Origin of the sequence: Streptomyces sp. R302 (assembly GCF_012927245.1) — a bacterium.
Lineage (GTDB): Bacteria > Actinomycetota > Actinomycetes > Streptomycetales > Streptomycetaceae > Streptomyces.
The window spans coordinates 537,392-563,637 of the sequence record NZ_JABBGE010000003.1; the positions used below are offsets into that span (position 1 = coordinate 537,392).

Consider the following 26,246-nt stretch of genomic DNA (forward strand, 5'->3'; position numbering starts at 1 on the left):
GCTCAGCCCTCGACCTTCAGGCCGCGCTTGGTGAGCTCGGCGACGGTGGCGTCGTGGCCGGCCTTCACCGCCTCGGCGAGGGTGGGGCCGCCGGGGGCGACGGCGCCGAAGCGGTCCTTGATGGCGGTGTTGGTGGTGCCGGTGGTGGGGCCCCAGGACCACTGCGGGGAGATGGAGGCGCCGGCCGCCTCGAAGAGGGCGTAGATGTCCTGGCCGCCGTAGTAGCTCGCGTCGAAGGCCTTCTTGGCGGCGGGGCGCAGGGCGGTCGCGGCGGGGAAGGCGCTGGAGGTGCCGGAGGCGATGCGCGCCTTCACGCCCTCCTCGGTGGTGGTCATCCACTTCGCGAACTCGACGGCGGCCGCCTTCTTCGTGCTGTTCTTCGGCACGGCGAAGGTGGAGCCGCCGAGCATGCCGGAGGCGGGCCTGCCGTCCCAGCTGGGCACGGGGGCGACGGCCCACTTGCCGGACTGCTCGGGGAGGGTGCCCTTGAGGACGCCGGCGCCCCAGGAGGCGCCGAGGTAGCCGAGGGTGGTGCCGTTCTTGAGGGAGCCGGTCCACTCGGGGCTGAAGGAGGCGTTCTTGTGGACGAGTCCGTCGTCGAGGAGGCCCTGCCAGTAGGCGGTGACCTTGGTGGTGGCCGGGTCGGTGGTGTCGACCTTCCAGGTGTCGTCCTCGGCCTTGAACCACTGGGCGCCGGCCTGCCAGGCCATGGCCTCGAAGGTGGTGGGGTCGTCGGGGAAGAAGGTGGCGATGCGGGCCTCGGCGTCGGCCTTCCTCACCTGCTCGGCGGCCTTCCGGAAGGCGTCCCAGGTGGTGGGGACCTCGATCCTGTGCTTCTCGAAGAGGTCCTTGCGGTAGTAGAAGGCCTGCGGGGCGGCGTCGAAGGGGACGGCCCAGGACCGGCCGCCGAGGGTGGTGAGGTCGACGGCCTGGGGGAGGAACTTCGCGCGGTCGGCCTCGGTGAAGGCGTCGCCGATGTCCTGGAGGGCGCCGGAGGAGACGAACTCGGGGAGCGAGGGGTACTCGACGGAGACGAGGTCGGGGGCGTTGCCCGCCTTCACGGCGTTGGAGATCTTGGCGTAGCCGCCGGCGTTGCCGGAGGGGATCTCCTCGAAGGTCACCTCGATGTCGGTGTGGGAGGCGTTGAAGGCGTCGACGACGTCCTTCGTGCCCTTGGCCCAGCCCCAGAAGGTGATCGTGACCGGCTTGCCGCCGGCGGAATCGGTGGCGTCACCGCCGCCGCCGCAGGCCGTGAGGACGGCGAGGGCGGTGGCGGTGGAGGCTATGACGCGGGTCGTTCTGCTCCGGCTGAGGCTCACGGCACGGCTCCTGATCGAAGGGCGTGGACGGGGGTTGGCCGTGATCCTGGGACCGTTCCTGAGCGAAGTCAAGAGCGAAAGATTGAATGATCGAAAAAAGATCAGATCGATCAGGGGGAGGGCAGGCGGTTCAGCGGGCGGCACCGCAGGAGGCGCGGACCCGCAGCCGCGGCAGCAGGCTCACGTGCCTCGCCGCCGGCTCCTCCTCGTCCGCGCCGCCGGCGAGCCGCTCCACGAGGAGCTCCGTGGCGTGCCGGCCCACCTGCCGCTTCGGCGGGGCGACCGCCGTCAGCGGGGTGTCGGCGAGGGCGGCGACCTCGTCGTCGTACGCGATGAGGGCGAGGTCCCGCGGGACCCGCACGCCGAGCGGGGCGAGCCGCTGGGTGATCTCGATCGCGTCCACGTCGTTGTGGACGAGTGCCGCGCTCGCCAGGCCCGAGCGGACCGCCTCGTGCAGCGCCCGCACCGCACGCTCGAAGCCCTCCGGATCCGCCTCGGCCGGCACGGACTCGATGACCGGGAGCGGCTGCTCCAGGCCGAGCACCGCGAGGGCCTCCGCGTACCCGGCCCGCACCGCCAGCGCCGTCGGCGAGTCCGCGCGCGCCACGAGCAGCGGCGTCGCGTGCCCGAGCCCCAGCAGATGGCGCAGGGCGAGCAGCACCCCGTGGGCGTGGTCGGAGGAGACCCGGTCCAGGCCGTCGAGCGGGCTGCCCGGCTCGGCGCGCCGCTCCAGGAGCACCGCGGGCACGGGCAGCTCCGCCGGCCAGTCGCCGTACGCGAGCCGGTCCTCGGGCCGGCGCCACCCCGGCGCCACGAGCACGCCCTCGGCGCCGGCCGCGAGCAGCCCCTCGGCGCGGGCCCGGTCCTCCTCGGGGCGGTAGTCCGAGATCCGCAGCACGAGCCGGGCGCCCGCCCGGGCCGCCGCCTCGTGCGCGCCCCGGATGACCTCGGCGAAGTAGTACGTGGCGGAGGGGGCGAGCAGGCCGAGCACCAGTCCCTCGCCGGCCGGGGCGCCGGGCGCGGCGGCCCGGGGCCAGGAGACCTGGCCGTGCACCCGGTCGAGCACTCCGCGCGAGGCGAGCGCCTCGGCGTCGCGGCGGGCGGTCACGGGGGAGACCCCCAGGAGGCCGGCCAGTTCGGCGACGCGGACCGTGCCGCGCTCGCGCACCAGGTCCAGCAGTCGGGCGTGTCGTTCGGCGGCACTCTCGCGCACGTGCGGTTCCCCCTCGCGGTGGTGGTGGTCCCCCGACCTTAGTCGAAGATGATCGAACGGAGGGAGTTTCGATCATTCGATCCGAATCTCTTGACGATTCGATCGGCCCCGCCGAGGATTCCGGTCGATGTCGATGTCGATGTCGATGTCGATGTCGATGTCGATGTCGATGTCGATGTCGATGTCGATGTCGATGTCGATGTCGATGTCGATGTCGATGTCGACGCCGACGCGTACGCCCCCGGAGCCGAGGGAGCATCGGAGCAGCATGCCCACCCCGCCCGAGGACCGCGTGCTCAGTCCGTACACCGGCTGGACCCGCGCGCACTGGGAGGACACCGCCGACCGGCTCCTCCTCGCCGTCCGACCCCACGCCTCCCCGCGCGGCGCCCTCGTCGACCTGCCGGGCCCCCGCCCCAGCTGGTCCGGCGCCCGCTCCGACGGCCTGGAGGGCTTCGCCCGTACGTTCCTCCTCGCGGCCCTCCGCGTCGCCGGGGCCCGCGGGGCGGACCCGTACGGCCACCTCGACCGGTACGCCTCGGGCCTCGCCGCCGGCACCGCGCACCCCGGCCGCGAGGACCGGGAGTCCTGGCCCCTGATGGCCGGCACCCGCCAGGCGGTCGTCGAGTCCGCCTCGATCGCCCTCGCCCTGCGCCTCACCCGCCCCTGGCTCTGGGACCGCCTCGACACCCCGGTCCGCGAACGCCTCGTACGGTGGCTGCTCCCCGCCCTCGGCCCGTCCCCCGTCGACAACAACTGGTGGCTCTTCGGCCTCACCGTCGCCGGCCTCCTCCAGGACGCCGGCACCGAGACCGACCGCGCCGCCGCGACGATCGACCGCTCCCTCGCCCGCATCGAGGAGTGGTACCTCGGCGACGGCTGGTACAGCGACGGCGACAACCGCGCCTTCGATCACTACAACTCCTGGGCCCTGCACCTCTACCCGGTGCTCCACGCCCACCTCGCCGGCGACCGCGCCCTCCTCGACCGGTACGGGCCCCGGCTCCGCGCCCACCTCGCCGACCACGCCCACCTCTTCGACGCGAACGGCGCCCCCGTCCCCTACGGGCGCTCGCTGATCTACCGCTTCGCCGCGGCCGCCGCCCCCTGGCTCGGCACCCTCACCGGCCACACCCCGCTCACCCCCGGAGCCACCCGCCGCCTCGCCTCCGGATCCCTGCGGTACTTCCTCGACCGCGGCGCCACCGACGCCGGAGGACTCCTCACCCTCGGCTGGCACGGCCCCCACCCGCCGCTGGTCCAGGCGTACTCCGGTCCCGGCTCCCCCTACTGGGCCGCCAAGGGCTTCCTCGGACTGCTGCTCCCGCCGGACCACCCCGCCTGGACCGACCCCGAGGAACCCCTCCCGGCCGAACGAGCCGACACCGCCCGCCCCCTCGGCCCCACCGGACTCCTCGTCCAGACCACCGCCGCCGACGGCCTCGTCCGCCTCCACAACCACGGCAGCAACCACGTCGCCGCCGGCGGCGAGGACGGCGACGACCCCGGCTACGCCCGCTTCGCCTACGCCACCCGTACGGGCCCCACCGGCGCCCCCGACCCGGCCGACAACCACTTCGCGCTGCTCGGCCCCGACGGCACGGCCACCCACCGCGGCCCCGCCGAACCGCTCGCCACGGGCCCCGACCGCGCCGCGTCCGCGCACTCCCCGCTCCCCGGCGTCCGGGTCGTCTCCACCACCGTCGTCCACGGCCGCGCCGAACTCCGCGTCCACCTCGTCCTGGACGCCCCGGAGGGGACCCCCGTACGGCAGACCGGCTGGGCCGCCGCCGAAGGACCCGGCGCGCCGGTCTCCCAGCTCCACCCCGTCCACGGCTACGACCCCGGGGTCACCGTCCTGGCCACCGGGGCCACCCTCCAGGGCCCGGCCCCGACGCGTACCCCCGCCGTCCACGGCACCACCCGGGGGCCCGTCGCGCTCTTCGCCGCCGTCGCCTCGCTCACCGGCGAGCCCGGCCCGGCCCCGGCCGCCGCCCTCGCGGAGGTCCGGGCCACCGGCGGCACCGGGCTGTACGTCAGGTGGTGGGACGGTGCGTCCACGCGCCTCGACGCGGCGTCCGCCGGTCCGACCACGCGGTGACCAGCGCCTGCACCGTCATGGTCGCGGCGAGGGAGCCGGCGGCGACCATGAACGTGCCGATCGCGTAGAGGCCGCTGGCGTCGTCCGACCAGTCGTAGAACGCGGCGAGCGAGAGCCCGGCCGTGGTGGCGAGCGCGCCGTCCCGGCCGTGCCCCCGCACCGCCGCCCAGACCACCGGCACCAGCAGCGTCAGCGCGAGGCCGACGACCTGCCAGGCCTCGTACGGACCCGTCTGCGAGCCGTCCGGGTGCACGTCGCGCTTCTGGTCCCAGCCCAGCCAGACGGCCCAGGAGGCCACCGCGAGCAGGGCCGTCACCGCGGCGGCCGGGGAGAGGGAGCGCGTGCGTCGAAGGATTCCGTCCATGCGTCCGAGATTCGTGCACGCGGTCGGGTCCACGCAGCCGGGAAGGTACTCAACCGCCCCTGAGTACCAGGGACGTACCACGGACGTACCTACTGAGGTCCGTACTTGCGCCCGGCCTTCGACGACACCCCGCCGAGCAGCGAGCGCGGGGCCAGCTTCACCACGCCCATGAGGGCCTTGTAGCGCGGGTCCGGGATCGACAGGGTCTTCCCCCGCGCCAGGTCGGCCAGGGCCGCCGACACCAGCTTGTCCGCGTCGAGCCACATCCAGCCCGGGATGTTGTCCGTGCCCATCCCGGCCCGCTCGTGGAACTCGGTGCGCACGAAGCCGGGGCAGAGCGCCATCAGCCGCACCCCGCTGCCCGCGAGGTCCTTGGCCGCGCCCTGGGTGAACTGCACGACCCACGCCTTCGAGGCGCCGTACGTGCCGCGCGGCACGAAGGCGGCCACCGAGGCCACGTTGACCACCCCGCCCCGCCCGCGCTTCCTCATCGCCGCCGCGGCGGCCGAGGTCAGCCGGAGCACCGCCTCGCAGTGCACGGTCAGCATCTTCAGCTCGTCGGCCATCGACACGTCGAGGAAACGGCCCTTGTTGCCGAAGCCCGCGTTGTTCACCAGCAGGTCGACCGGGCGGCGCGGGTCGGAGAGCCGGGCCTCGACCGCGGCGATCCCCTTCTCCTCGGAGAGGTCCGCGGCGAGCACCTCGGCCTCCACCCCGTGCCGGTCGTGCAGCTCGGTGGCCTGCTCCCGAAGGCGCGTCAGGTCCCGCGCCACCAGGACGACATCGTGGCCGTCGGCCGCCAGCCTGCGCGCGAAGGCGGCTCCGATGCCGGCGGTGGCTCCCGTGATCAGTGCAGTGGTCATACCGGAACCGTAGTGCCCGGACGCGCGCCCCCGGCCCCCGTACGGCCCCGCCTCAGCCGCCGTGCCCGTCCGCGTACTTCTCCGCGTACGTGCGGGCGAGGTCGAGCAGTCCCGACTCCATCCACTCGGCGGCCACCAGCGTCTCCGCCAGCCGCTCCCGCTCGGTGGTCGCCGCGCGGTGCAGGAAGGCGACGGTGACCGTGTGGTCCGGCCGGTGCACCACCGTGACCGGGTCGCCGGCCCGCACCTCGCCCGGCTCGATCACCCGCAGCAGCGCGCCGGGACCGGCCCCCGCCCGGGTGAACCGCTTCACCCAGCCCCGGGCGTCGACCCCCCGCTCCTCCAGGTGGCCCTGGAAGGTGCGGCAGGGGATCCGGCCGCCGGTGACCTCGACGACCACGTCCTCGCCGATCCGCCAGCGCTCGCCGATCAGCGCCCCGTTCACGTCCACGCCGCTCGTCGTCAGGTTCTCGCCGAAGGAGCCGTTCGCCAGCTCCCGGCCCAGCTCCCGCTCCCAGCGGTCCAGGTCCTCGCGGGCGAAGGCGTACACCGCCCGGTCGGCGCCGCCGTGGAAGCGCAGGTCGCACACGTCGTCCCCGGCCACCCCGCTCGCCCCCACGCCGGTGGGCCCGGGCGACTCGATCCGTACGGGCCCGTCGACGGGCCGCTTGTCGATGCCCGTCCTCCCGGCGGGGGAGTCGGTGTAGCCGACGCTCTTCGCCCGGCCCGCGTTCACGCTCAACAAGGTCATGCGGGCAGCCTAGGCGGGCCTTCTCCACCCCACCTCGGAGTTTCGCCCGCCTCAAAGCCCAGCTTGAACATTCGCGGTCGGATCCAAGAGTCGCTTATGCTCGATCCATGATCGAGGCACGCCACCTCCGCGTCCTGCGCGCCGTCGCCGCCACCGGCTCCTTCTCCGCCGCCGCACGCGAACTGGGCTGCACCCAGCCCGCCGTCAGCCAGCAGATGAAGGCCCTGGAGGCCTCGGCCGGCACCCCGCTGCTCATCCGCACCGGCCGCGAGATGCGCCTCACCCAGGCCGGCGAGGTCCTCGTCCGGCACGCCGCCGGCATCCTCGCCGGGCTCACCGCCGCCGAGGAGGAGGTCGCCGCCATCGCGGGCCTCCGGGCCGGCCGGGTCCGCCTGGTCTCCTTCCCCAGCGGCAGCTCCACCCTCGTCCCCACGGCCCTCGCCGCCCTGCGCGCCGCCCACCCCGGCACCCGGGTCTCCCTGGTCGAGGCCGAACCGCCGCGCTCCGTCGAGATGCTCCGCGAGGGCGACTGCGACCTCGCCCTCGCCTTCCGGTACGGGTCGTCCCACGCCCCCGGCGAGTGGGACGACCTGGTGGTCCGCCCGCTCCTCACCGACCGGCTCGTCGGCCTGGTCCCGGAGTCCCACCCGCTCGCGGACGCCGGTTCCGTCTCCATCGCCGAGCTGGCCGGCGACTCCTGGATCGCGGGCTGCCCGCGCTGCCGCCGCCAGCTCGTCGACGTCTGCGAGGAGGCCGGCTTCGCCCCGCGCATCGACTTCGCCACCGACGACTACCCGGCGGTGGTGGGCCTGGTCGGCGCGGGGCTCGGCGTGGCCGTCCTGCCGGAGCTGGCCATCGAGTCCGTACGGCCCAAGGGGGCGCGGACCGTCGCCGTCGAGCCCGCCGTGGAGCGGGAGATCGTGGCGCTGACGCTGCCGGACCTGGCCCAGGTCCCGGCGGTCGCGGCCACCCTCGACGAGCTGACCCGCGCCGCCACGCGCGCGTAGTCCGCGCGCGCCGGGGCCGTCAGCGCCTCAGCTCATGAGGGGAAACGTTCCTTCATGCATGTCCCATGATCGATCGGCCGGCGGACGCGGCCGGCGCCGGCGCCGCCGTGATCAGGCGGTTGCGCGCTCGGCCCATGAGTTCTTCGCGTTCGTCCTCGGTGAGGCCGCCCCATACGCCGTAGGGCTCCCGCACGGCGAGTGCGTGTGCCGCGCACTCCGCGCGGACCGGGCACCGCATGCAGACCTCTTTCGCCGAGTTCTCACGCGCACTCCGTGCCGCGCCGCGCTCTCCCTCGGGGTGGAAGAACAGGGAGCTGTCGACCCCGCGGCAGGCCGCGAGCAGTTGCCAGTCCCACAGATCGGCGTTGGGTCCGGGAAGGCGGGAGAAATCTGCCATTGCGCTAGTCCCCTTGAAACCGTGTCGAGACGGGTTGGTGGGTGGGCGGGAAGTGGCTTGTCGGTCCGGGGCTCCTCGGACCCCGGCGGGCCGGATGGGTCCGACTACTGTCGAAGTAGATGTAAATATGACTCATTGCGAATCTAGCCACAGACACCGCGAAAAGGGAAGAAAACCCGCTAAATGGGGCATAGCTTCTGATGGTGGACGCAACGACCTGCGACGCTCTTCTCCGTGCACGGCCCCTCACAAGGAGTGCCGAAGGTCCCGTCCGACCCGTAACTCTTTCGAGTGACCATCGTTGAGAGTGCGAGGCGGTTGGATGAACAAGCGATCGGGCAAGTGTCCGGGAGCGTCAACCGCACAGGTGACGATACGTACCAGCCCTGGAGGCTCAAGGTGACGCGCATCAGCTGCGAGAGCCGCGGAGGTCAGTCATGACGTCCGTTCTCGTCTGCGACGACTCCCCGCTTGCCCGAGAGGCGCTTCGCCGCGCGGTCGCGACCGTGCCCGGCGTGGAGCGCGTGACCACCGCGGCCAACGGCGAGGAAGTCCTCCGCCGCTGGGGCGCGGACCGCTCCGACCTCATCCTGATGGACGTGCGCATGCCCGGCCTGGGCGGGGTGGAAACCGTCCGCCGGCTGCTCTCCGCCGACCCCGGCGCCCGGATCATCATGCTCACCGTCGCCGAGGACCTCGACGGCGTGGCGCTCGCGGTCGCCGCCGGCGCCCGCGGCTACCTGCACAAGGACGCCTCGCGCGCCGAGCTGAGGGCCACCGTCACCCAGGCGCTCGCCGACCCGACGTGGCGGCTCGCCCCGCGCCGGCTCCGCTCGGCCGAGATGGGCGCCGCGCCCACCCTCACCGCACGCGAGATCCAGGTCCTCGAAGGCATGAGCCACGGCCGGTCCAACGCGGAGATCGGGCGCGAGCTCTTCCTCTCCGAGGACACCGTCAAGACGCACGCCCGACGCCTCTTCAAGAAGCTCGGCGCCTCCGACCGCGCGCACGCCGTCGCGCTCGGATTCCGGTGGGGCCTGGTCCGCTGAGCCGCCGCGCACCGGCCGTCTCCCCGTCCGTACCCCCGTCCGCCGAGGGGCGGACGGGGCGGGCCTGTGTCACTTCCTCGTCCGATGCCGCATCCTTGAGATGTGGAGTTCCTCGGGGACGAGTCGATCGAGCGGAAGGGGAGGGCGCCAGAGATGAATCCCGGCGCACCTGCTCATAACGCTTCGGTGCACAACTACGGACAGGGTGCCACGGACGGACCGGCGTCAAGGCACCATGGAGCGATGCGCGACGACGAGACCATGGGTTCCCCCATGCCTGCCGGGCAGGGGGAGATCGGTGCGCTCGTCCACCGCGCCGTCGAAGGGGACGCCCAGGCCACCCACGACCTGCTCGCGCGCGTCCACCCGCTCGCGCTGCGCTACTGCCGCACCCGGCTCAACCGCCTGCCCGGTGACGCCCGCCACTTCGTCGAGGACCTCGCGCAGGAGGTCTGCGTCGCCGTCCTGATGGCCCTGCCCCGCTACAAGGACACCGGCCGCCCCTTCGAGGCCTTCGTCTTCGCCATCGCCGGACACAAGGTCGCCGACCTCCAGCGGGCCGCCATGCGCCACCCCGGCTCCACCGCCGTGCCCTCCGACGAGATGCCCGAGCGGCCCGACGACTCCCTCGGCCCCGAGGAGCGCGCCCTCCTCAGCGACGACGCCGAATGGGCCAAGAAGCTCCTCGCCAACCTCCCCGAGAACCAGCGCGAGCTCCTCGTCCTCAGGGTCGCCGTCGGCCTGACCGCCGAGGAGACCGGCCAGATGCTCGGCATGTCCCCGGGTGCCGTCCGGGTCGCCCAGCACCGCGCCCTCAGCCGGCTCCGCGCCCTGGCCGAGCAGTAAGCCTCACCGCACCCGATCATCCCTTTCGTACACGTACGAAGGTCCAAAGCTTCCCGCTGATCTTGATCGTGGAATGAGACACCGCTCCGGCCCGTTAGCATGGACATCCCGCACCGATCAAGGCCATTTGGGAAGGTGTCATGACTGCCAACGTCGACGGAGTGCCCGGTAAATTCGCGACACTCGGGCTGACCTACGACGACGTGCTGCTGCTGCCCGGCGCGTCCGACATGGCGCCCGACCAGATCGACACCGCCTCGTACATCTCGAAGAACGTGCGGGTGAACATCCCGCTGCTCTCCGCCGCGATGGACAAGGTCACCGAGTCGCGCATGGCGATCGCCATGGCCCGACAGGGTGGTGTCGGTGTTCTGCACCGCAATCTCTCCATCGCCGACCAGGCGAACCAGGTCGACCTGGTGAAGCGTTCCGAGTCCGGCATGGTGACCGACCCGATCACCGTCCACCCGGACGCCACGCTCGCCGAGGCCGACGCGATCTGCGCCAAGTTCCGCATCAGCGGCGTCCCGGTGACCGACCCGGCCGGCAAGCTCCTCGGCATCGTCACCAACCGCGACATGGCCTTCGAGTCGGACCGCAGCCGCCAGGTGCGCGAGGTCATGACCCCCATGCCGCTCGTCACCGGCCACGTCGGCATCTCCGGCGTCGACGCCATGGACCTGCTGCGCCGCCACAAGATCGAGAAGCTTCCGCTGGTCGACGAGACCGGCATCCTCAAGGGCCTCATCACGGTCAAGGACTTCGTCAAGGCCGAGAAGTACCCGAACGCCGCCAAGGACAAGGAGGGCCGCCTGCTCGTCGGCGCGGCCGTCGGCGTCGCCGGCGACTCCTTCGAGCGCGCCCAGGCCCTCATCGAGGCCGGTGTCGACTTCATCGTCGTCGACACCGCGCACGGCCACTCCCGGCTCGTCGGCGACATGATCGCCAAGATCAAGTCGAACTCCTCGGTGGACGTCATCGGCGGCAACGTCGCCACCCGCGACGGCGCCCAGGCGCTCGTCGACGCCGGTGCCGACGGCATCAAGGTCGGCGTCGGCCCCGGCTCCATCTGCACCACCCGCGTGGTCGCCGGCGTCGGCGTCCCGCAGGTCACCGCCATCTACGAGGCCTCCCTCGCCGCCAAGGCGGCCGGTGTCCCGGTCATCGGCGACGGCGGCCTGCAGTACTCCGGCGACATCGCCAAGGCGCTCGTGGCGGGTGCCGACACGGTGATGCTCGGCTCGCTGCTCGCGGGCTGCGAGGAGTCCCCGGGCGAGCTGCTCTTCATCAACGGCAAGCAGTTCAAGTCGTACCGCGGCATGGGCTCGCTGGGCGCCATGCAGACCCGCGGCGAGCGCAAGTCCTTCTCCAAGGACCGCTACTTCCAGGAGGGCGTCGCCTCCGACGACGCGCTGATCCCCGAGGGCATCGAGGGCCAGGTGCCGTACCGCGGCCCGCTCGCCTCCGTGGTCCACCAGCTGGTCGGCGGTCTGCGCCAGTCGATGTTCTACGTCGGCGGCCGGACGGTCCCGGAGCTCCAGGAGAACGGCCGCTTCGTCCGGATCACCTCCGCGGGCCTCAAGGAGAGCCACCCGCACGACATCCAGATGACCGTCGAGGCGCCGAACTACAGCAGGAAGTAACACCGCGTGACCCAGGGGGCGGTTCCGGCATGTGGCCGGAGCCGCCCCTCGCGCGCGTGTCGGGGATACTGGTAGGCGCAGACATAGAGGGAAAGGCCACACATCGTGACTGAGATCGAGATCGGGCGCGGCAAGCGCGGCCGCAGGGCGTACGCGTTCGACGACATCGCCGTCGTACCGAGCCGGCGCACCCGGGACCCGAAGGAGGTCTCGATCGCCTGGCAGATCGACGCCTACCGCTTCGAGCTGCCCTTCCTGGCCGCCCCGATGGACTCGGTCGTCTCCCCGCAGACCGCCATCCACATCGGCGAGCTCGGTGGCCTGGGCGTGCTGAACCTCGAAGGCCTGTGGACCCGGTACGAGGACCCGCAGCCGCTGCTCGACGAGATCGCCGAGCTGGACGAGGCCACCGCCACCCGCCGTCTGCAGGAGATCTACGCCGCTCCGATCAAGGAGGAGCTGATCGGGCAGCGCATCAAGGAGGTGCGCGACTCCGGCGTCGTCACCGCCGCCGCGCTCTCCCCGCAGCGCACCGCGCAGTTCTCCAAGGCCGTCGTCGACGCGGGCGTGGACATCTTCGTCATCCGCGGCACCACGGTCTCCGCCGAGCACGTCTCCGGCGCGGCCGAGCCGCTGAACCTGAAGCAGTTCATCTACGAGCTGGACGTCCCGGTCATCGTCGGCGGCTGCGCCACGTACACCGCCGCCCTGCACCTGATGCGGACCGGCGCCGCGGGCGTCCTGGTCGGCTTCGGCGGCGGCGCCGCGCACACCACCCGCAACGTCCTGGGCATCCAGGTCCCGATGGCGACCGCCGTCGCCGACGTGGCCGCGGCCCGCCGCGACTACATGGACGAGTCCGGCGGCCGGTACGTGCACGTCATCGCCGACGGCGGCGTGGGCTGGTCCGGCGACCTCCCGAAGGCCATCGCCTGCGGCGCCGACGCCGTCATGATGGGTTCCCCGCTGGCCCGTGCCACGGACGCGCCCGGCAAGGGCCACCACTGGGGCATGGAGGCCGTCCACGAGGACGTGCCGCGCGGCAAGCTGGTCGACCTGGGCATCGTCGGCACCACCGAGGAGGTCCTCACCGGTCCGTCGCACACCCCGGACGGCTCGATGAACTTCTTCGGCGCCCTGCGCCGCGCGATGGCCACCACGGGCTACAGCGAGCTCAAGGAGTTCCAGCGCGTCGAGGTCACCGTCGCGGACTCGCAGCACCGCCGCTGACGCGTTCCGCACTCCCGCACTTCCGTACTCCCTGTACGTACGCGAGGGGCCCCGCACCGACCGGTGCGGGGCCCCTCGCGCGTGTCCGCGTGGATCAGGCGGCCTTCTTGGCGCCGGAGAAGGCGGCGGCCGCGCCGAGCGCGAGGAAGAGGAAGGTCATGGCGTCCTTGCCCTCGCTCCACGCCTCCGTCAGCATGCCGAACTCCTGGAAGAAGATCTCGGTGAAGGAGACGTTGAACTCCTTGGCCGCGTAGACCGCGATGCCGACGAGCTGGCCGAGGTAGACGGCGCCGAGGGAGAGGATCGCGGAGACGACCGGTAGGGCCGGGTTGGCGCCGCCGACCTTGCCGGCGGCGAAGCCGACCGCGAAGCCGACGCCGACGGCGGCCCAGCCGATCTCGGTCTCGGTGCCGCCGAGGATGGCGCCGTAGATACCGGCGGTGACCAGCGCGGCGACGACGGCGGCGACGATGCCGAGGCCGACGTTGTTCCGGCGGGGCGCGGGCGCCGGGGCCGGCGGGTAGGCGCCGAACGGGTTCTGGCCCGAGGGCTGCGGGGGCACGCCCTGGGCGAACGGGTTCTGGCCGGCGGGCTGCTGGCCGGGAACGCCCTGGGCGTAGGGGTTCTGGCCGGCGGGCTGGTCGGGCGAGCCCTGGGCGTACGGGTTGCCGGGCGGCGGAACGGGCTGGCTCATGGTGGTCCCCCAAGACGGATGCCGCACGGGCGTGCGATCAATGGGGCCGGACACTAGCAGCCCGCTCCGACAGTGGCCCACCCGTTACCCGTGGCTCAGAGGCGGTGCGCGGTGCCGCCGGGGGTGGCGCCGCGGGTGTCGAGGAGGAGCTGGGCCTTCACCGCGAGGCCCTGGAGGTCGTAGACGCGGTGGTGCTGGAGCAGCACGGTCAGGTCGGCGTGGGCGGCGGCCTCGTAGAGGGAGTCGGCGCGGGGGACGGGCAGGTCGCGCACCCGCCAGTCGGGGACGTGCGGGTCGTGGAAGCTGACCGCCGCGCCGAGGTCCATGAGCCGGCCGGCGATCTCGTCGGCGGGGGAGCCCTCGCGGTCGGCGAGGTCGGGCTTGTACGTGATGCCGAGGAGCAGGATCCGGGCGCCGCGGGCGGACTTGCCGTGCTCGTTGAGGAGGGCGGCGGCGCGCTGGACGACGTACCGGGGCATCCGCTGGTTGACCTGGCCGGCGAGTTCGACGAGGCGGAGCGGGCCGTGGGCGCCGAGGTGCTCGACGGGGACGCCGTGGCCGCCGACGCCGGGGCCGGGGCGGAAGGCCTGGAAGCCGAAGGGCTTGGTCTCGGCGCAGCGGATGACGTCCCAGAGGTCGACGCCGAGTTCGTGGCAGAGCACCGCCATCTCGTTGACGAGGGCGATGTTGACGTGCCGGAAGTTGGTCTCCAGGAGCTTGACCGTCTCCGCCTCGCGGGGGCCACGCGCGCGTACCACCTTGTCGGTGAAGCGGCCGTAGAAGGCGGCGGCGGACTCGGTGCACGCGGGCGTGAGGCCGCCGATGACCTTCGGGATGCCGGCGGGGCCGGGCCGGGTGCCGGGGTCGACGCGCCCCGGGTCGAAGCGGCCGGGGGAGTACGCGAGGTGGAAGTCGCGGCCCGCGCGCAGGCCCGAGCCGTCCTCCAGGAGCTCGCGGAGGAGGCCCTCGGTGGTGCCGGGCGGGACGGGGGACTCCAGGACGACGGTGGTGTGCGGGCGGAGCCGGGCGGCGAGCGCGCGGGCCGCGCCGGCGACGGCGGTGAGGTCGAGGGCGCCGTCGGGGCCGAGGGGGGTCGGCGCGCAGAGGACGGCGGTGCGGACCCGGCCGAGCTCGACCGGGCTGGTGGTGGCCCGGAAGCCGCCGGAGAGCATGCGGCGGATCTCGGGGGCGGTGAGGGAGCCGTCGACCGGGGGGCGGCCCGCGGCGAGTTCGGCGACCGGGCGGGGGTCGGTGTCGAAGCCGACGGTGGCGATGCCCGCGGCGGTCGCGGCCTGGGCGAGGGGGAGTCCGTGGTGGCCGAGGCCGATGACGGCGAGGTCTGCGGGCATGGGGGGTGGGCCGTCCTTCCCGGTAGCCGTTGTCTGTCGCGTGCGCAACAGGTAACCAATGTCAGACTAGGAGTAAATATGACCGATATGCGGCATTGCATGATCGAAGGCCGCCGAGTGTTATCCACAGGTCCGCACGGGGGCGGTGGCCGAAGCCGCCGGACCGGTCCAGAATCGGGACGGGGAGCCGGGCCGCACGCGGTCCGGTTCGCCGCTGCGACGACGAGGGACAGGGACGACACACGACGACGGGAAGGCGGCAGCCGTGAGGACAGCGACACTGGGACCCGCCGAGCGCGCCGCGGCACTGGCGGCCATGGCCGAGCACGAGCTGGACGTGCTGGTGGTCGGCGGCGGCGTCGTCGGCGCGGGCACCGCCCTCGACGCGGTCACGCGCGGGCTCTCCACCGGCATCGTCGAGGCCCGCGACTGGGCCTCCGGCACCTCCAGCCGCTCCAGCAAGCTCATCCACGGCGGACTGCGCTATCTGGAGATGCTCGACTTCGCCCTGGTCCGCGAGGCCCTCAAGGAGCGCGGCCTGCTCCTGGAGCGGCTCGCCCCCCACCTGGTGAAGCCGGTGCCGTTCCTCTACCCCCTCCAGCACAAGGGCTGGGAGCGGCTCTACGCGGGCTCCGGCGTCGCCCTGTACGACGCCATGTCCGTCTCCTCCGGGCACGGCCGCGGCCTCCCCGTCCACCGCCACCTCAGCCGCAAGGGCGCCCTCCGCGTCGCGCCCTGCCTGCGCAAGGACGCCCTCACCGGCGCCCTCCAGTACTACGACGCCCAGATGGACGACGCCCGCTTCGTCCTCACCCTCGTCCGCACCGCCGCCTCCTACGGCGCCCTGGCCGCCGCCCGGGCCCGGGTCACCGGCTTCCTCCGCGAGGGCGAGCGGGTCGTCGGCGCCCGCGTCCAGGACGTCGAGACCGGCGGCGAGTACGTCATCCGGGCCAAGCAGATCGTCAACGCCACCGGGGTGTGGACCGACGACACCCAGGCCCTCATCGGCGAGCGCGGCCAGTTCCACGTCCGCGCCTCCAAGGGCATCCACCTCGTCGTCCCCAAGGACCGGATCCACTCCACCACCGGCCTCATCCTGCGCACCGAGAAGTCCGTCCTCTTCGTCATCCCCTGGGGACGGCACTGGATCATCGGCACCACCGACACCGACTGGGACCTCGACAAGGCCCACCCCGCCGCCTCCAGCGCCGACATCGACTACCTCCTGGAGCACGTCAACACCGTGCTCGCCACCCCGCTCTCCCGCGACGACGTCCAGGGGGTCTACGCGGGCCTGCGCCCGCTGCTCGCCGGCGAGTCCGACGCCACCAGCAAGCTTTCCCGCGAGCACACCGTCGCCCACCCGGTCCCCGGCCTCGTCGTCGTCGCGGGCGGCAAGTACACGACCTACCGGGTGATGGCGAAGGACGCCGTCGACGAGGCGGTGCACGGCCTCGACCGGAGAGTCGCCTCCTGCGTCACCGAGGACACCCCGCTGCTCGGCGCCGAGGGCTACCGGGCGCTGTGGAACGCGCGGGCGAGGATCGCCGACCGCTCCGGCCTCCACGTCGTCCGCGTCGAACACCTCCTCAACCGCTACGGCTCCCTCACCGAGGAGATCCTCGCGCTGATCGCCGAGGACCCCTCCCTCGGCGAGCCGCTCGCCGCGGCCGACGACCACCTGCGCGCCGAGGTCGTCTACGCCGCCTCCCACGAGGGCGCCCGCCACCTCGACGACGTCCTCACCCGCCGCACCCGCGTCTCCATCGAGACCTTCGACAGAGGCACGCGCAGCGCGCGCGAGGCCGCCGAACTGATGGCCCCGGTCCTCGGCTGGGACGAGGGCCAGATCGCGAGAGAGGTCGAGCACTACGAGAAGCGGGTCGAGGCCGAGCGCGAGTCGCAGCGGCAGCCCGACGACCTCACGGCGGACGCCGCACGGCTCGGTGCGCCCGACATCGTCCCGATCTGACGGGCGGTCCGCCTGACGGTGCGTCCGTGACGAGGGGGAACCCGGGGGTGTGTGTGGCGCGTCGTCATACCGGAGTACGGACCCGGGGGCGTCACCTGTCCTGAGGTGAGGGACAATGGCCTCTCTTCCAGGGCGGGTTGCCGCAGCGTGTGGAGTGCGGCGGGCGCGGCGGAGATCAGGGAACGCAGAGGGGACGCATGTCGGAGTCGGAGCAGTCGCGGGACACGGCGCAGCCCGAGGACGGGAAGCCTCAGGACACCAGGCCCCAGGACGCGAAGCCCCAGGGGGCGAAGCTCCAGGACACCGGGTCGGGGGACACCGGGCCGGGCGACGCGGCACCTCAGGATGCGAAGCCCCAGGACACGAAGCCGCAGGACGTGAAGCCGCAGGACGTGAAGCCCCAGGACACGAAGTCCCCGGACGTGAGGCCTCAGGACGCCCAGGGCGGTACGGCGCAGGGCGGCGCGTCCGCGGATCCGCGGGCGGAGCGGGCCTCGGCCGCGCCCCGGGACCGGGTGCCGGGGACCGAGCCGTCCACCGGGCGGGCCGGGTTCGGCGCCGGGGACGGCGACGGGCAGCGGCCCGCGGCCGACCGGCTCCGCAAGGGCGCCGGCTCCTCCTCGGCCACCGAGACCGAGGGCCGGCTGCTCGCCGGCCGCTACCGGCTCGGCGCCCTCCTCGGCCGCGGCGGCATGGGCACCGTCTGGCGCGCCGTCGACGAGACCCTCGGCCGCACCGTCGCCGTCAAGGAGCTCCGCTTCCCCAACAGCATCGACGAGGACGAGAAGCGCCGCCTGATCACCCGGACCCTGCGCGAGGCCAAGGCCATCGCCAAGATCCGCAACAACGGCGCCGTGACCGTCTACGACGTCGTCGACGAGGACGACCGCCCCTGGATCGTCATGGAGCTCATCGAGGGCAAGTCGCTCGCCGACGCCGTGCGCGAGGACGGCGTCCTCACCCCGCGCCGCGCCGCCGAGGTCGGCCTCGCCATCCTCGACGTGCTGCGCTCCGCGCACCGCGAGGGCATCCTCCACCGCGACGTGAAGCCGTCCAACGTCCTCATCTCCGACGACGGCCGCGTCGTCCTCACCGACTTCGGCATCGCCCAGGTGGAGGGCGACCCGTCCATCACCTCCACCGGCATGCTCGTCGGCGCCCCCTCGTACATCTCGCCCGAGCGCGCCCGCGGCCACAAGCCCGGCCCCGCCGCCGACCTGTGGTCGCTCGGCGGTCTGCTCTACGCGGCGGTCGAGGGCTCCCCGCCGTACGACAAGGGCTCCGCGATCGCGACCCTCACCGCCGTCATGACCGAGCCGGTCGACCCGCCGAAGAACGCGGGACCCGAACTGGAGCAGGTCATCTACGGGCTGCTCGCCAAGGACCCGGCGCAGCGGCTCGACGACGCCCGCGCCCGGGTGCTGCTGCGCGCCGTGCTCGACGCCCCCGAGGCGGCGCCGGAGCCCTCGCCCGAGGTGACCAGGATCGTTCCGCTGCCGGCCCGCCCCGAGCGGGGCCCGGAGGCCACGGCCGTCGCCCAGGAGAAGGCCCCCGAGCCCGCCGCCGAGCGGATGCGCGGCGCCCTGGCCTCCGTACGGAACGCGGCCGCGGCGGCCAAGGCCGAGACGAAGGCGAAGGACGTCGGCAAGGGCAACGGCAACGGCACGGGCAACGGCAAGGAGGCGGCGGCCAGGACCGTGCCCGCGCAGGGCGGCTCCCGGCCGGCGCCGACCCGCGCCCCGCTCACCGACGTCGTCCCCCGGCGCACCCTGGTGATCATCGCCGCGGTCGCCGTCCTCGCCATACTCGGCACCATCCTCGCCGTCTCCCTGACCGGCGGCGACAAGGGCTCCGAGGGCAAGGGCGGCGAGACCGCCGCCTCGGCCGGCACCACCGCGGGCGGCGACGGCGGCAGCGGCTCGGGCACCGACGGCGGCAAGGGCGGCACGTCGGGCGACCCCACCGAGCAGGGCGGCTCCCAGCCCGGTGACACCGGCGCCTCGGACAACGGCGGCGCGAACGGCGCGAACGGCGCCACGGGCGCGACCACCGGCCGGACCGGCACCGCCACACCCAGCGCCAAGCCGAGCGGCGGCACCGGCACCGGCGCCGCGCTCCCGGCCGGCTACACCCTGGTCACCAACGACCGCTTCAAGTTCTCCATGGCCATGCCCGCCTCCTTCTCCATGCGCCCCATAGACGGCTACAGCGGGGGCGCCATATGGAGCGAGAGCGGCGGCTTCCCGCGCGTCCAGGTCGACTTCAACGCCAGCCCCAAGGACGACGCGAGGGCGGCCTGGCTCGCCGCCGTGGGCGCCGTCCGGGCCAGCAGCACCGGCTACAGGCACATCCGCGTCGACTCCGTCTCGTACAAGGGCTACCCGACCGTCGCGGACTGGGAGTTCGAGCGGACCCAGAAGGGCATGCGCGTCCGCGTCCTCAACCGCGGCTTCAAGGTGGACGCCAAGCACGGCTACTCGATCATGGTCAGCTGCAAGGCCGAGGAGTGGAACGGCGCGGAGTGCAAGACGCTGCGCGAGACGGCGTTCGCCACGTTCAGCCCCAAGGACTGACCGCGGCCCCGTATCGTGAGCGACGGGGCACGACCAATGCGCAGGGGGAGGCGCCGTGGACGAGTACGCGGGACGAGTGCTCGCGGAGCGCTACCGCCTTCCACGGCCGCCCGCCGGCTCCGCGGGTCTCGTCGAGCTCGTCGAGACCCGCGCCTTCGACACGTACAGCGGGCAGGAGGTGCGGGTCCGTCAGGTCCCGCTGCCCGAGGTCGTCGACGCGGAGGTCCTCGGCGAGGGGCCCGCGCCCACGGGGGCGTACGGCACCGCGGGCGGTGCCACCCGCAGACCCGCCGAGCCGGTCGTCCGCCGGGCGATCGAGGCCGCCCAGGCCGCCGCCCAGATCCCCGACCACCCCTTGCTCGACCAGGTCTTCGACGTCTTCGCGGAGGCCGGCTCGCTGTGGATAGTCAGCGAGTACGTGGCCGCGCGCCCGCTCTCCGCCCTCCTCGACGAGGGCCCGCTCAACCCCTTCCGCGCCGCCGAGATCGCCGCGGACGTCCTCACCGCCCTGCGCGCCCTCCACGCCCACGGCTGGGTCCACCGCAACATCACCGCCCGCACGGTCCTCGTCTGCGACGACGGCCGCGTCCTCCTCACCGGCCTCGCCGCCGGCGCCGCCGAGGAGGCCCTCTGCGGCTACGCCCCCGTCCCGGACCCCGACGACCCGGCCTTCCGGGCCCCGGAGGAGGAGTACGGAGAGCCGGGGGAGTACGGAGAGCTGGGAGAGTACGAGGAGCAGGGGGAGTACGAGGAGTACGAGGCGGAGGCTGATGACGAGCCCGCCGGGGAGACGTACGAGCCCGAGACGGACGACGTGCAGGCGTACGGCGTGCAGGCGTACGAGACCGGGGAGTTCGCGGCGTCGGAGGGCGGCGACGTCCCCGAACCGCCGCCCGCCGCCGAGCCCGTCCCGTACGGGGTCGATCCCTACGGGATCGCGACGTCCGCGCCGCGCCCCGCGAGCCCGCCGGAGGCCCCGGCGGTGCCGCCCAGCGCCGATCTGCGGGCGGCCCGGGCGGGGGCCATCGCCGCCTACCGCGCGGCCACCCGCGCCGCCGCCGCGCGCATCGGCGACACCGGCCCGCTCCCGGTCCAGCGCACCCCCGAGCCGTATCCCGGGCCGCAGCGCGAGCCTGAGCCGGATCCCGCGCCGGATCCCGCGCCGGGCCCGGAGTCCCGGACCGAAGCGGTCCTCCCGGAGGCCACCCGGCCCGGGCCCGCGCCGCAGTGGTGGGCCCGGGCGACGGACGACGAAGACGACGAGGCCGACGAGGACGAGGACGAAGGCGAGGACGAAGGCGGCGACGCGGACGGCGACGCGGACGGCGGGCAGCCGTACGGGGGCGGCCCGCGCCCGCCCCGTCTGATGCTCAAGGGCAGCTGGACCGACGGCCCGCACGCCTCCCGGGACGGCTCGCCGCCCGTCCCGGCCGGCGGGAGCCCGGTGCTGCCCGGCTCCGGCCGGCCCGCGCTGCCCGCCGGGTACACGGCCGCCGCCCCGGAGCCCGCCCACGCGGCCCCGACGGTCGGCGTACCCGCGCAGCAGGGCCCGGCGGGGGAGCGGTACCGGGGCCCGGCCACCCGGCTCGCCGCCGAGCGGGCCCGGCAGACCCGGATCGCGGTCGTCGGCGCCGTCACCGAGCGCTGGGCGCCCGAACAGGCCGGTCCCGTCCACGAGAACTGGCGGCTCGCCCCGCCGATCGGCCCCGCCACCGACCTGTGGGCGCTCGGCGCGCTGCTCTACCGGGCCGTCCAGGGCCACGCCCCCTACCCCGAGGACAACGCCGCCGAGCTCGTCCAGCTGGTCTGCGCGGAACCGCCCGCCTTCGCCGAGGAGTGCGGCCCGCTGCGCCCGGTGGTGGAGTCGCTGCTGCGCCAGGACCCCACCGAACGCCCGGACTTCGAGGAGCTGCGCGGCTGGTTGCGGTCGCTGGTCCGCTCCGCGCCGGAGCCGGAGGCGGAGTTCGCGGCCGCGCCCCCGTCGCCGTTCGACGTGAAGCGGCTGCCGATCCTGCGCCGCAGGGGCGAGCTGGTGCGCCGCCGCCGCGCCGCCGGTTCGGGCCGCAACCGCCACCGCCACCGGCGCGGCAAGGACTCCCGGGGCGACCGGACCCCCGCGCCCGCGCCCACCCCCGTACCCGAGGAACCGACCGCGCCCCAGGAGCTGTTCGAGCCCCAGGAGCACGAGGGGCGCGAGGCGTACGAGGAGTACGAGCCCCACCAGGAGTACGAGCCCCGCCAGGAGTACGAGCCCCGCCGGGAGTACGAGCCCCGCCAGGAGTACGCGTACGCCGACGAGGACGTCGAGCCCGAGCCGCCGCGCCCCCGGACCGCCGCGCGCTCGCGTGGCCGGCGGGTGCTGCTGATCGGCCTTCTGCTGCTCGGTGCCGCCCTCACGTACCTCGCTGTCGCCCTGCCCCGAGGCGGCGAGAAGCCCACCGACGCCCGCCCGACGGCGACGGCGACGGCACCGCAGTCCGCGAAGCCCACGGCGACCACTCCGACCACTCCGACCACTCCGACCACGGCCACCACTCCACCCCCCACCTCCCCGACCCCCACCTCCGCGCCCCCCGCCGCCTCCAACCCCGCTCTGGCCTCCGGTTACGTGCTGCGCGAGGACCCGGAGGGCTTCCGGATCGGGGTGCCGCGCGACTGGCGGCGCAGCCCCGTCAACGCGGCGGGGCAAGTCCGCTACACCGGCGGCGACTTCACGCTGATCGTCGTCCCGGGCCGGGACAGCGTCCGGGACAACGGCTCCGATCCGCTGGAGTACCAGAACGACAAGGAGCGGGAGCTGGAGCCCTACCGGCAGTCCAGCTGGTCCGAGTCGGTGAGGTCGCGGCGGGTGGACATCGGCCGTACGCCCACCGCCGAGGGCCAGTACACCTGGTACGACGGCGCGGGCCGCAAGGTCTTCGTCCAGAACCTCGCGCTCATCGACGGCGGCCGGTACCACGTCGTCCAGGTGATCGGTCCGGACAGCGACCGGGACCGGGTCTCGGAGATCTACGGCGAGGCCGTGAAGGGCTTCCGACCGGGCCGTTGAGCCGTCCCGGGCCGCCGACCGGGGCCGGGGCGGGAACGGCCCGGCGGTCACAGTGCGGTTCCTTTGCGGGCCCCGCGGTTCCGTCCGCCGTCCCCTCCTCCGTAACCTGGCATCGGAAGCTACGGGGCGGGGGCAAGTGGAACATTCTCAGGGCACAGGCGCGGGGCTGCTGCTCGCCGGACGGTACCGGCTCGTCGAGTCCATCGGACGCGGCGGCATGGGCAGGGTCTGGCGCGCGCACGACGAGGTGCTGCACCGTGTGGTGGCGGTGAAGGAACTGACGGCGGGCCGGTTCGTCGCCGAGGCCGACCGGCTGGTGCTGCACGCCCGCACCCAGAAGGAGGCGCGGGCCGCCGCCCGGATCACCCACCCCGGTGTGGTGACCGTCCACGACGTCCTCGAACACGACGACCGGCCCTGGATCGTCATGCAGTTCGTCGACGGCCCGTCGCTCGCCGACGCCGTCAAGGAGGCCGGGACGGTCGAGCCCCGCGAGGCGGCCCGGGTCGGCCTGCACGTCGTGGGCGCGCTGCGGGCCGCGCACGCGGCCGGCGTGCTGCACCGGGACGTGAAGCCCGGGAACGTCCTGCTCGCCCGGGACGGCCGGGTCCTCATCACCGACTTCGGCATCGCGGCGATCGAGGGCGACTCCACCATCACCCGGACCGGCGAACTCGTCGGCTCCATCGACTACCTGGCGCCCGAGCGGGTACGGGGCGGCGACCCCGGCCCGGCCTCCGACCTCTGGTCGCTCGGCGCGACCCTGTACACGGCCGTCGAGGGCACCTCGCCGTTCCGCCGCACCTCCCCGATCAGCACCATGCAGGCCGTCGTCGGCGAGGAGCCGCCGCACCCGGTGAACGCGGGGCCGCTCGCCGCCGTCATCGTGGCGCTGCTGCGCAAGGACCCGGGGCAGCGGCCGCGCGCGGACGAGACCGAGCGGATGCTGCTCGACGCGATGGAGGGCCGCAGCCCGCAGACCGCGCAGGCGTACGTGCCGACGCAGCGGATGGACCTGGAGCCGACCGCCATGCCGCCGGGCATGTCCTCGGGTACGGCCTCCGGCATGCCCTCGGGTGCGCCTTCCGGCCCGTCTTCCGGCCCGGCTTCCCGCCCGGCTTCCGGTGCGGCCGCCGTCCCGGAGGGCGTATCGGAGGTCGTACCGGCCCAGGCGTCGCCGCTGACCCCGCGCACCGTCGAGTGGCCCCATCCTGCGGGGAGCTCGGGCCAGGCCTTCACGCTGCCGTCCGCGCCGTCCGCGCCGTCCGTGCCGTCCGCTCAGGGGCCGCGCCCGTCCGCCCCCGGGGGGAAGGGCCGCTGGCGCACCGCCGTCCTCACCGCGGTGCTCGCCGCCGCCGTCGCGGGCGGCGCCGTCTTCGCCGTGATGCAGTACGGCGGCGGGGGCGGCGGGCGCGAGCCGGGCCCCGTGGCGAGCGGCGGGACCACCCCCGGCCCGACCGCCACCGACCGCAACGGGATCGCGGCGGACGAGGTCCCGGACGGCTGGAAGCGGGTCGACGACCCCGCGGGCTTCTCGCTGATCGTTCCGGAGGGCTGGAAGCGCCAGGTGGAGGACCACAACATCGACTACACCCCGGACCGCGGCAACCACCGCCTCCGGATCAGCATCGACCCGAGCCCCGACTTCGAGACGCCGTACGCCCACCTCCTGGACCTGGAGAAGACGCTCAAGAAGCGGATGGACTACCAGCGGGTGTGGCTGAACCAGAGCACCTACCGCGACCACGTCAAGTCCGCGCTCTGGGAGTTCACCTGGACCGAGAAGCAGAACTTCCCGGGCCGCCGGCACGCGATCGACCGGCTGTACTACGCCGACGACGGCACCGAGTACGCGATCTACATGACCTCGCCGGAGTCGAGCTGGGACACGACGCGCGAGCAGTTCGACCTCGTCCTCCAGCACTGGCGAGCACCCGGCACCTGACCGGGAAAAATCTTCGTGAGGGGCCTGTGCGGGGCCGTAAGCCGCTGATCAGGGCTTATATGCCAGTGATCACTGGCGCGATGTGTGCGTGAGGTGAAAACGCGTTACCGGCGGGTACCCAAAGGCCGGAACGACGCCTACCCTCGGCGTCATGACGGACTCGCAGGCCCCCGCCGCCCTCACGATCGCCGCCGACCCCGCCCCGGTGGCCCGCCCCGCCGCCCCGGCGGGCGCGACCAACCCGGTCGCCCCCGCGCCGGCCGGAGCCCGGACCGCCGCCGACGTCGTGACGCCGGAGCTCGTCGCCCGGCTCACCCGGGGGGTCGTCGGCTCCGGCCGCACCGCCAACCACACGCCCTTCACCGGCGCCAAGCTGGCGGACCTGCCGGAGGCCACGCCCGAGGACGTCACCGAGGCCTTCGCCCGCGCCCGCGCCGCCCAGGCCGCCTGGGCCGCCACCCCCGTCCGGGCCCGCGCCGCCGTCCTGCTGCGCTTCCACGACCTGGTCATAGCCCGCCAGTCCGAGGTCCTCGACCTCATCCAGCTGGAGACCGGCAAGGCCCGCCTGCACGCCCACGAGGAGGTCCTCGCGGTCGCCGTCGCCGCCCGTCACTACGGCCGCAAGGCGTCCTCGTACCTCCGCCCCAAGCGGCACACCGGCGTCGTCCCGACCCTCACCAAGGTCACCGAGCTGCGCCAGCCGCGCGGGGTCGTCGGCCAGATCGCGCCCTGGAACTACCCCTTCGAGCTCTCCGTCGGCGACGCCCTGCCCGCCTTCGTGGCGGGCAACGCACTTGTCATGAAGCCCGACACCGAGACCGCCCTCACCGCCCTGTGGGCCCGCGAGCTGCTGATCGAGGCCGGGCTGCCCGCCGAGGTCTTCCAGGTCGTGCTCGGCGAGGGCCCGGTCGTCGGCCCCGAGGTCGTCCGCCACGCCGACTACGTCTCCTTCACCGGCTCCACCCGCACCGGCATCGAGGTCGCCAAGGGCGCCGCCGCCCGGCTCGTCGGCGTCTCCCTCGAACTCGGCGGCAAGAACGCCATGCTGGTCCTGAAGGACGCCGACATCGAGAAGGCCGCCGAGGGCGCCGTCCGCGCCTGCTTCTCCTCCGCCGGCCAGCTCTGCATCTCCATCGAGCGCCTGTACGTCCACGAGTCGATCGCCGACGCCTTCGTCGAGCGCTTCGCCGCCCGCACCAAGGCCATGCGCCTCGGCAACTCCCTCGCGTACGGCGCCGACATGGGCTCCCTCGTCGGCGAGCGCCAGCTGGAGGCCGTCACCCGGCACGTCGACGAGGCCGTCGCCAAGGGCGCCACGCTCGTCGCCGGCGGCGTCGCCCGCCCCGACCTCGGCCCGCTCTTCTACGAGCCGACCATCCTCGACGGCGTCGAGGCCCCGATGGCCGTCTGCGCCGAGGAGACCTTCGGCCCGGTCGTCTCGATCTACCGCTTCACCGACGAGGACGAGGTGATCGAGCGCGCCAACGCCACCCCGTACGGCCTCAACTCCTCCGTCTGGACCACCGACTCGCGCCGCGGCCACGCCGTCGCCGCCCGGCTGCGCACCGGCACCGTCAACATCAACGAGGGGTACGCGCCCGCGTACGGCAGCGTCCGCGCGCCGATGGGCGGCATGAAGGACTCCGGCCTCGGCCGCCGCCACGGCTCCGAGGGCATCCTCAAGTACACCGAGGCCCAGACCGTCGCCCAGCAGCGGCTGATGCCGCTGGCGCCGTCCTTCGGGATGGACGACGAGAAGTACGCGGCGGTGATGAGCCTCTCCCTGAAGGCGCTGAAGGCCCTGCGTCTGAGCTGACGCACCCGGCGTCGGAGCCGACGCCCCCGGCACACGCTGTTCGTTCCGCCCCTTTTCCGTACGAG

At 73.8% G+C, this 26,246-nt stretch carries 20 protein-coding genes; 11 read left to right on the forward strand and 9 right to left on the reverse strand.

From position 1 onward, the window contains the following. Positions 1–2: 2 nt before the first annotated feature. The 3 genes from HHL19_RS12235 to HHL19_RS12245 all read right to left on the reverse strand — a co-directional run bounded on the left by HHL19_RS12235 (position 3) and on the right by HHL19_RS12245 (position 2,802). Positions 3–1,319 carry a sugar ABC transporter substrate-binding protein gene (locus HHL19_RS12235; protein WP_169088553.1) on the reverse strand — a complete coding sequence of 439 codons (1,317 nt, stop codon included), beginning with the start codon at positions 1,317–1,319 and terminating at the stop codon, positions 3–5. 130 nt (positions 1,320–1,449) lie between these two features. After that, a complete protein-coding gene (locus tag HHL19_RS12240) occupies positions 1,450–2,532 on the reverse strand; it encodes a substrate-binding domain-containing protein (protein ID WP_169088555.1) in 1,083 nt (360 codons plus the stop codon). A 72-nt stretch (positions 2,533–2,604) separates the two neighbouring features. Then, complete coding sequence (locus HHL19_RS12245) at positions 2,605–2,802, reverse strand: hypothetical protein (RefSeq protein ID WP_169088557.1); 198 nt, start codon at positions 2,800–2,802, stop codon at positions 2,605–2,607. Here HHL19_RS12245 and HHL19_RS12250 point away from each other — a divergent pair. Next, the gene (locus HHL19_RS12250) at positions 2,801–4,633 is read left to right on the forward strand and encodes a DUF2264 domain-containing protein (RefSeq protein ID WP_169088558.1); all 1,833 of its coding nucleotides are present in this window, start codon (positions 2,801–2,803) and stop codon (positions 4,631–4,633) included. The two genes, HHL19_RS12245 and HHL19_RS12250, sit on opposite strands and share 2 nt — an antisense overlap. Here HHL19_RS12250 and HHL19_RS12255 read toward each other — a convergent pair. From HHL19_RS12255 to HHL19_RS12265, 3 genes are all read right to left on the reverse strand, one after another. Continuing rightward, entirely contained in the window at positions 4,569–4,997 is a 429-nt protein-coding gene (locus tag HHL19_RS12255; RefSeq protein WP_169088560.1) for a hypothetical protein, read from the reverse strand. The two genes, HHL19_RS12250 and HHL19_RS12255, sit on opposite strands and share 65 nt — an antisense overlap. Before the next feature lie 89 nt (positions 4,998–5,086). After that, positions 5,087–5,860: an SDR family oxidoreductase gene (locus tag HHL19_RS12260; RefSeq protein ID WP_169088562.1), complete on the reverse strand. Its 774-nt coding sequence runs from the start codon at positions 5,858–5,860 to the stop codon at positions 5,087–5,089. 52 nt (positions 5,861–5,912) lie between these two features. Continuing rightward, complete coding sequence (locus HHL19_RS12265) at positions 5,913–6,611, reverse strand: MOSC domain-containing protein (RefSeq protein ID WP_169088564.1); 699 nt, start codon at positions 6,609–6,611, stop codon at positions 5,913–5,915. Between the two features lie 107 nt (positions 6,612–6,718). Here HHL19_RS12265 and HHL19_RS12270 point away from each other — a divergent pair, with 107 nt between their 5' ends. Continuing rightward, positions 6,719–7,618, forward strand: a complete 900-nt coding sequence (locus HHL19_RS12270; RefSeq protein ID WP_169088566.1) for a LysR family transcriptional regulator — start codon at positions 6,719–6,721, stop codon at positions 7,616–7,618. Positions 7,619–7,670: 52 nt separating this feature from the next. Here the strand turns inward: HHL19_RS12270 and HHL19_RS12275 are convergent, their stop codons facing one another. Continuing rightward, positions 7,671–8,015 (reverse strand): WhiB family transcriptional regulator, encoded by a 345-nt coding sequence (locus tag HHL19_RS12275; RefSeq protein WP_169088568.1) that lies wholly within the window; start codon positions 8,013–8,015, stop codon positions 7,671–7,673. 437 nt (positions 8,016–8,452) lie between these two features. Here HHL19_RS12275 and HHL19_RS12280 point away from each other — a divergent pair, with 437 nt between their 5' ends. The 4 genes from HHL19_RS12280 (at position 8,453) to HHL19_RS12295 (ending at position 12,783) form a co-directional block, all read left to right on the forward strand. Beyond that, complete coding sequence (locus tag HHL19_RS12280; protein WP_003948568.1) at positions 8,453–9,064, forward strand: response regulator transcription factor; 612 nt, start codon at positions 8,453–8,455, stop codon at positions 9,062–9,064. Between the two features lie 243 nt (positions 9,065–9,307). Then, positions 9,308–9,910, forward strand: a complete 603-nt coding sequence (locus HHL19_RS12285; RefSeq protein WP_030750140.1) for a sigma-70 family RNA polymerase sigma factor — start codon at positions 9,308–9,310, stop codon at positions 9,908–9,910. A gap of 140 nt (positions 9,911–10,050) precedes the next feature. Then, positions 10,051–11,553 carry an IMP dehydrogenase gene (guaB, locus tag HHL19_RS12290; RefSeq protein WP_169088570.1) on the forward strand — a complete coding sequence of 501 codons (1,503 nt, stop codon included), beginning with the start codon at positions 10,051–10,053 and terminating at the stop codon, positions 11,551–11,553. 105 nt (positions 11,554–11,658) lie between these two features. Then, entirely contained in the window at positions 11,659–12,783 is a 1,125-nt protein-coding gene (locus tag HHL19_RS12295; protein WP_169088572.1) for a GuaB3 family IMP dehydrogenase-related protein, read from the forward strand. A 94-nt stretch (positions 12,784–12,877) separates the two neighbouring features. Here the strand turns inward: HHL19_RS12295 and HHL19_RS12300 are convergent, their stop codons facing one another. Both HHL19_RS12300 and HHL19_RS12305 read right to left on the reverse strand, forming a co-directional pair. Further along, a complete protein-coding gene (locus HHL19_RS12300) occupies positions 12,878–13,477 on the reverse strand; it encodes a hypothetical protein (RefSeq protein WP_169088575.1) in 600 nt (199 codons plus the stop codon). 95 nt (positions 13,478–13,572) lie between these two features. Further along, on the reverse strand, positions 13,573–14,826 hold the full coding sequence (locus tag HHL19_RS12305) for a nucleotide sugar dehydrogenase (protein ID WP_169088577.1): 1,254 nt from the start codon (positions 14,824–14,826) through the stop codon (positions 13,573–13,575). A gap of 265 nt (positions 14,827–15,091) precedes the next feature. Between HHL19_RS12305 and HHL19_RS12310 the strand changes: the two genes are divergently transcribed. The 5 genes from HHL19_RS12310 to HHL19_RS12330 all read left to right on the forward strand — a co-directional run bounded on the left by HHL19_RS12310 (position 15,092) and on the right by HHL19_RS12330 (position 26,181). Then, the gene (locus tag HHL19_RS12310) at positions 15,092–16,798 is read left to right on the forward strand and encodes a glycerol-3-phosphate dehydrogenase/oxidase (protein ID WP_169088579.1); all 1,707 of its coding nucleotides are present in this window, start codon (positions 15,092–15,094) and stop codon (positions 16,796–16,798) included. A 197-nt stretch (positions 16,799–16,995) separates the two neighbouring features. After that, positions 16,996–19,371 carry a serine/threonine-protein kinase gene (locus tag HHL19_RS12315; RefSeq protein WP_169088581.1) on the forward strand — a complete coding sequence of 792 codons (2,376 nt, stop codon included), beginning with the start codon at positions 16,996–16,998 and terminating at the stop codon, positions 19,369–19,371. 55 nt (positions 19,372–19,426) lie between these two features. After that, positions 19,427–22,420, forward strand: a complete 2,994-nt coding sequence (locus HHL19_RS12320) for a protein kinase (RefSeq protein ID WP_169088584.1) — start codon at positions 19,427–19,429, stop codon at positions 22,418–22,420. A gap of 136 nt (positions 22,421–22,556) precedes the next feature. After that, the gene (locus tag HHL19_RS12325; protein ID WP_169088586.1) at positions 22,557–24,365 is read left to right on the forward strand and encodes a serine/threonine-protein kinase; all 1,809 of its coding nucleotides are present in this window, start codon (positions 22,557–22,559) and stop codon (positions 24,363–24,365) included. A 151-nt stretch (positions 24,366–24,516) separates the two neighbouring features. Beyond that, positions 24,517–26,181 carry a succinic semialdehyde dehydrogenase gene (locus tag HHL19_RS12330; protein ID WP_169088588.1) on the forward strand — a complete coding sequence of 555 codons (1,665 nt, stop codon included), beginning with the start codon at positions 24,517–24,519 and terminating at the stop codon, positions 26,179–26,181. The last annotated feature ends 65 nt before the right edge of the window (positions 26,182–26,246 follow it).

Excerpts from the sequence above, each read along its gene's own strand:
- HHL19_RS12255 (WP_169088560.1), bottom strand. The coding sequence starts at position 4,997 with ATGGACGGAATCCTTCGACGCACGCGCTCCCTCTCCCCGGCCGCCGCG.
- HHL19_RS12315 (WP_169088581.1), top strand. The coding sequence starts at position 16,996 with ATGTCGGAGTCGGAGCAGTCGCGGGACACGGCGCAGCCCGAGGACGGG.
- HHL19_RS12330 (WP_169088588.1), top strand. The coding sequence starts at position 24,517 with ATGACGGACTCGCAGGCCCCCGCCGCCCTCACGATCGCCGCCGACCCC.
- HHL19_RS12300 (WP_169088575.1), bottom strand. The coding sequence starts at position 13,477 with ATGAGCCAGCCCGTTCCGCCGCCCGGCAACCCGTACGCCCAGGGCTCG.
- guaB (WP_169088570.1), top strand. The coding sequence starts at position 10,051 with ATGACTGCCAACGTCGACGGAGTGCCCGGTAAATTCGCGACACTCGGG.
- HHL19_RS12260 (WP_169088562.1), bottom strand. The coding sequence starts at position 5,860 with ATGACCACTGCACTGATCACGGGAGCCACCGCCGGCATCGGAGCCGCC.
- HHL19_RS12265 (WP_169088564.1), bottom strand. The coding sequence starts at position 6,611 with ATGACCTTGTTGAGCGTGAACGCGGGCCGGGCGAAGAGCGTCGGCTAC.
- HHL19_RS12285 (WP_030750140.1), top strand. The coding sequence starts at position 9,308 with ATGCGCGACGACGAGACCATGGGTTCCCCCATGCCTGCCGGGCAGGGG.
- HHL19_RS12280 (WP_003948568.1), top strand. The coding sequence starts at position 8,453 with ATGACGTCCGTTCTCGTCTGCGACGACTCCCCGCTTGCCCGAGAGGCG.
- HHL19_RS12305 (WP_169088577.1), bottom strand. The coding sequence starts at position 14,826 with ATGCCCGCAGACCTCGCCGTCATCGGCCTCGGCCACCACGGACTCCCC.
- HHL19_RS12245 (WP_169088557.1), bottom strand. The coding sequence starts at position 2,802 with ATGCTGCTCCGATGCTCCCTCGGCTCCGGGGGCGTACGCGTCGGCGTC.
- HHL19_RS12275 (WP_169088568.1), bottom strand. The coding sequence starts at position 8,015 with ATGGCAGATTTCTCCCGCCTTCCCGGACCCAACGCCGATCTGTGGGAC.
- HHL19_RS12270 (WP_169088566.1), top strand. The coding sequence starts at position 6,719 with ATGATCGAGGCACGCCACCTCCGCGTCCTGCGCGCCGTCGCCGCCACC.
- HHL19_RS12250 (WP_169088558.1), top strand. The coding sequence starts at position 2,801 with ATGCCCACCCCGCCCGAGGACCGCGTGCTCAGTCCGTACACCGGCTGG.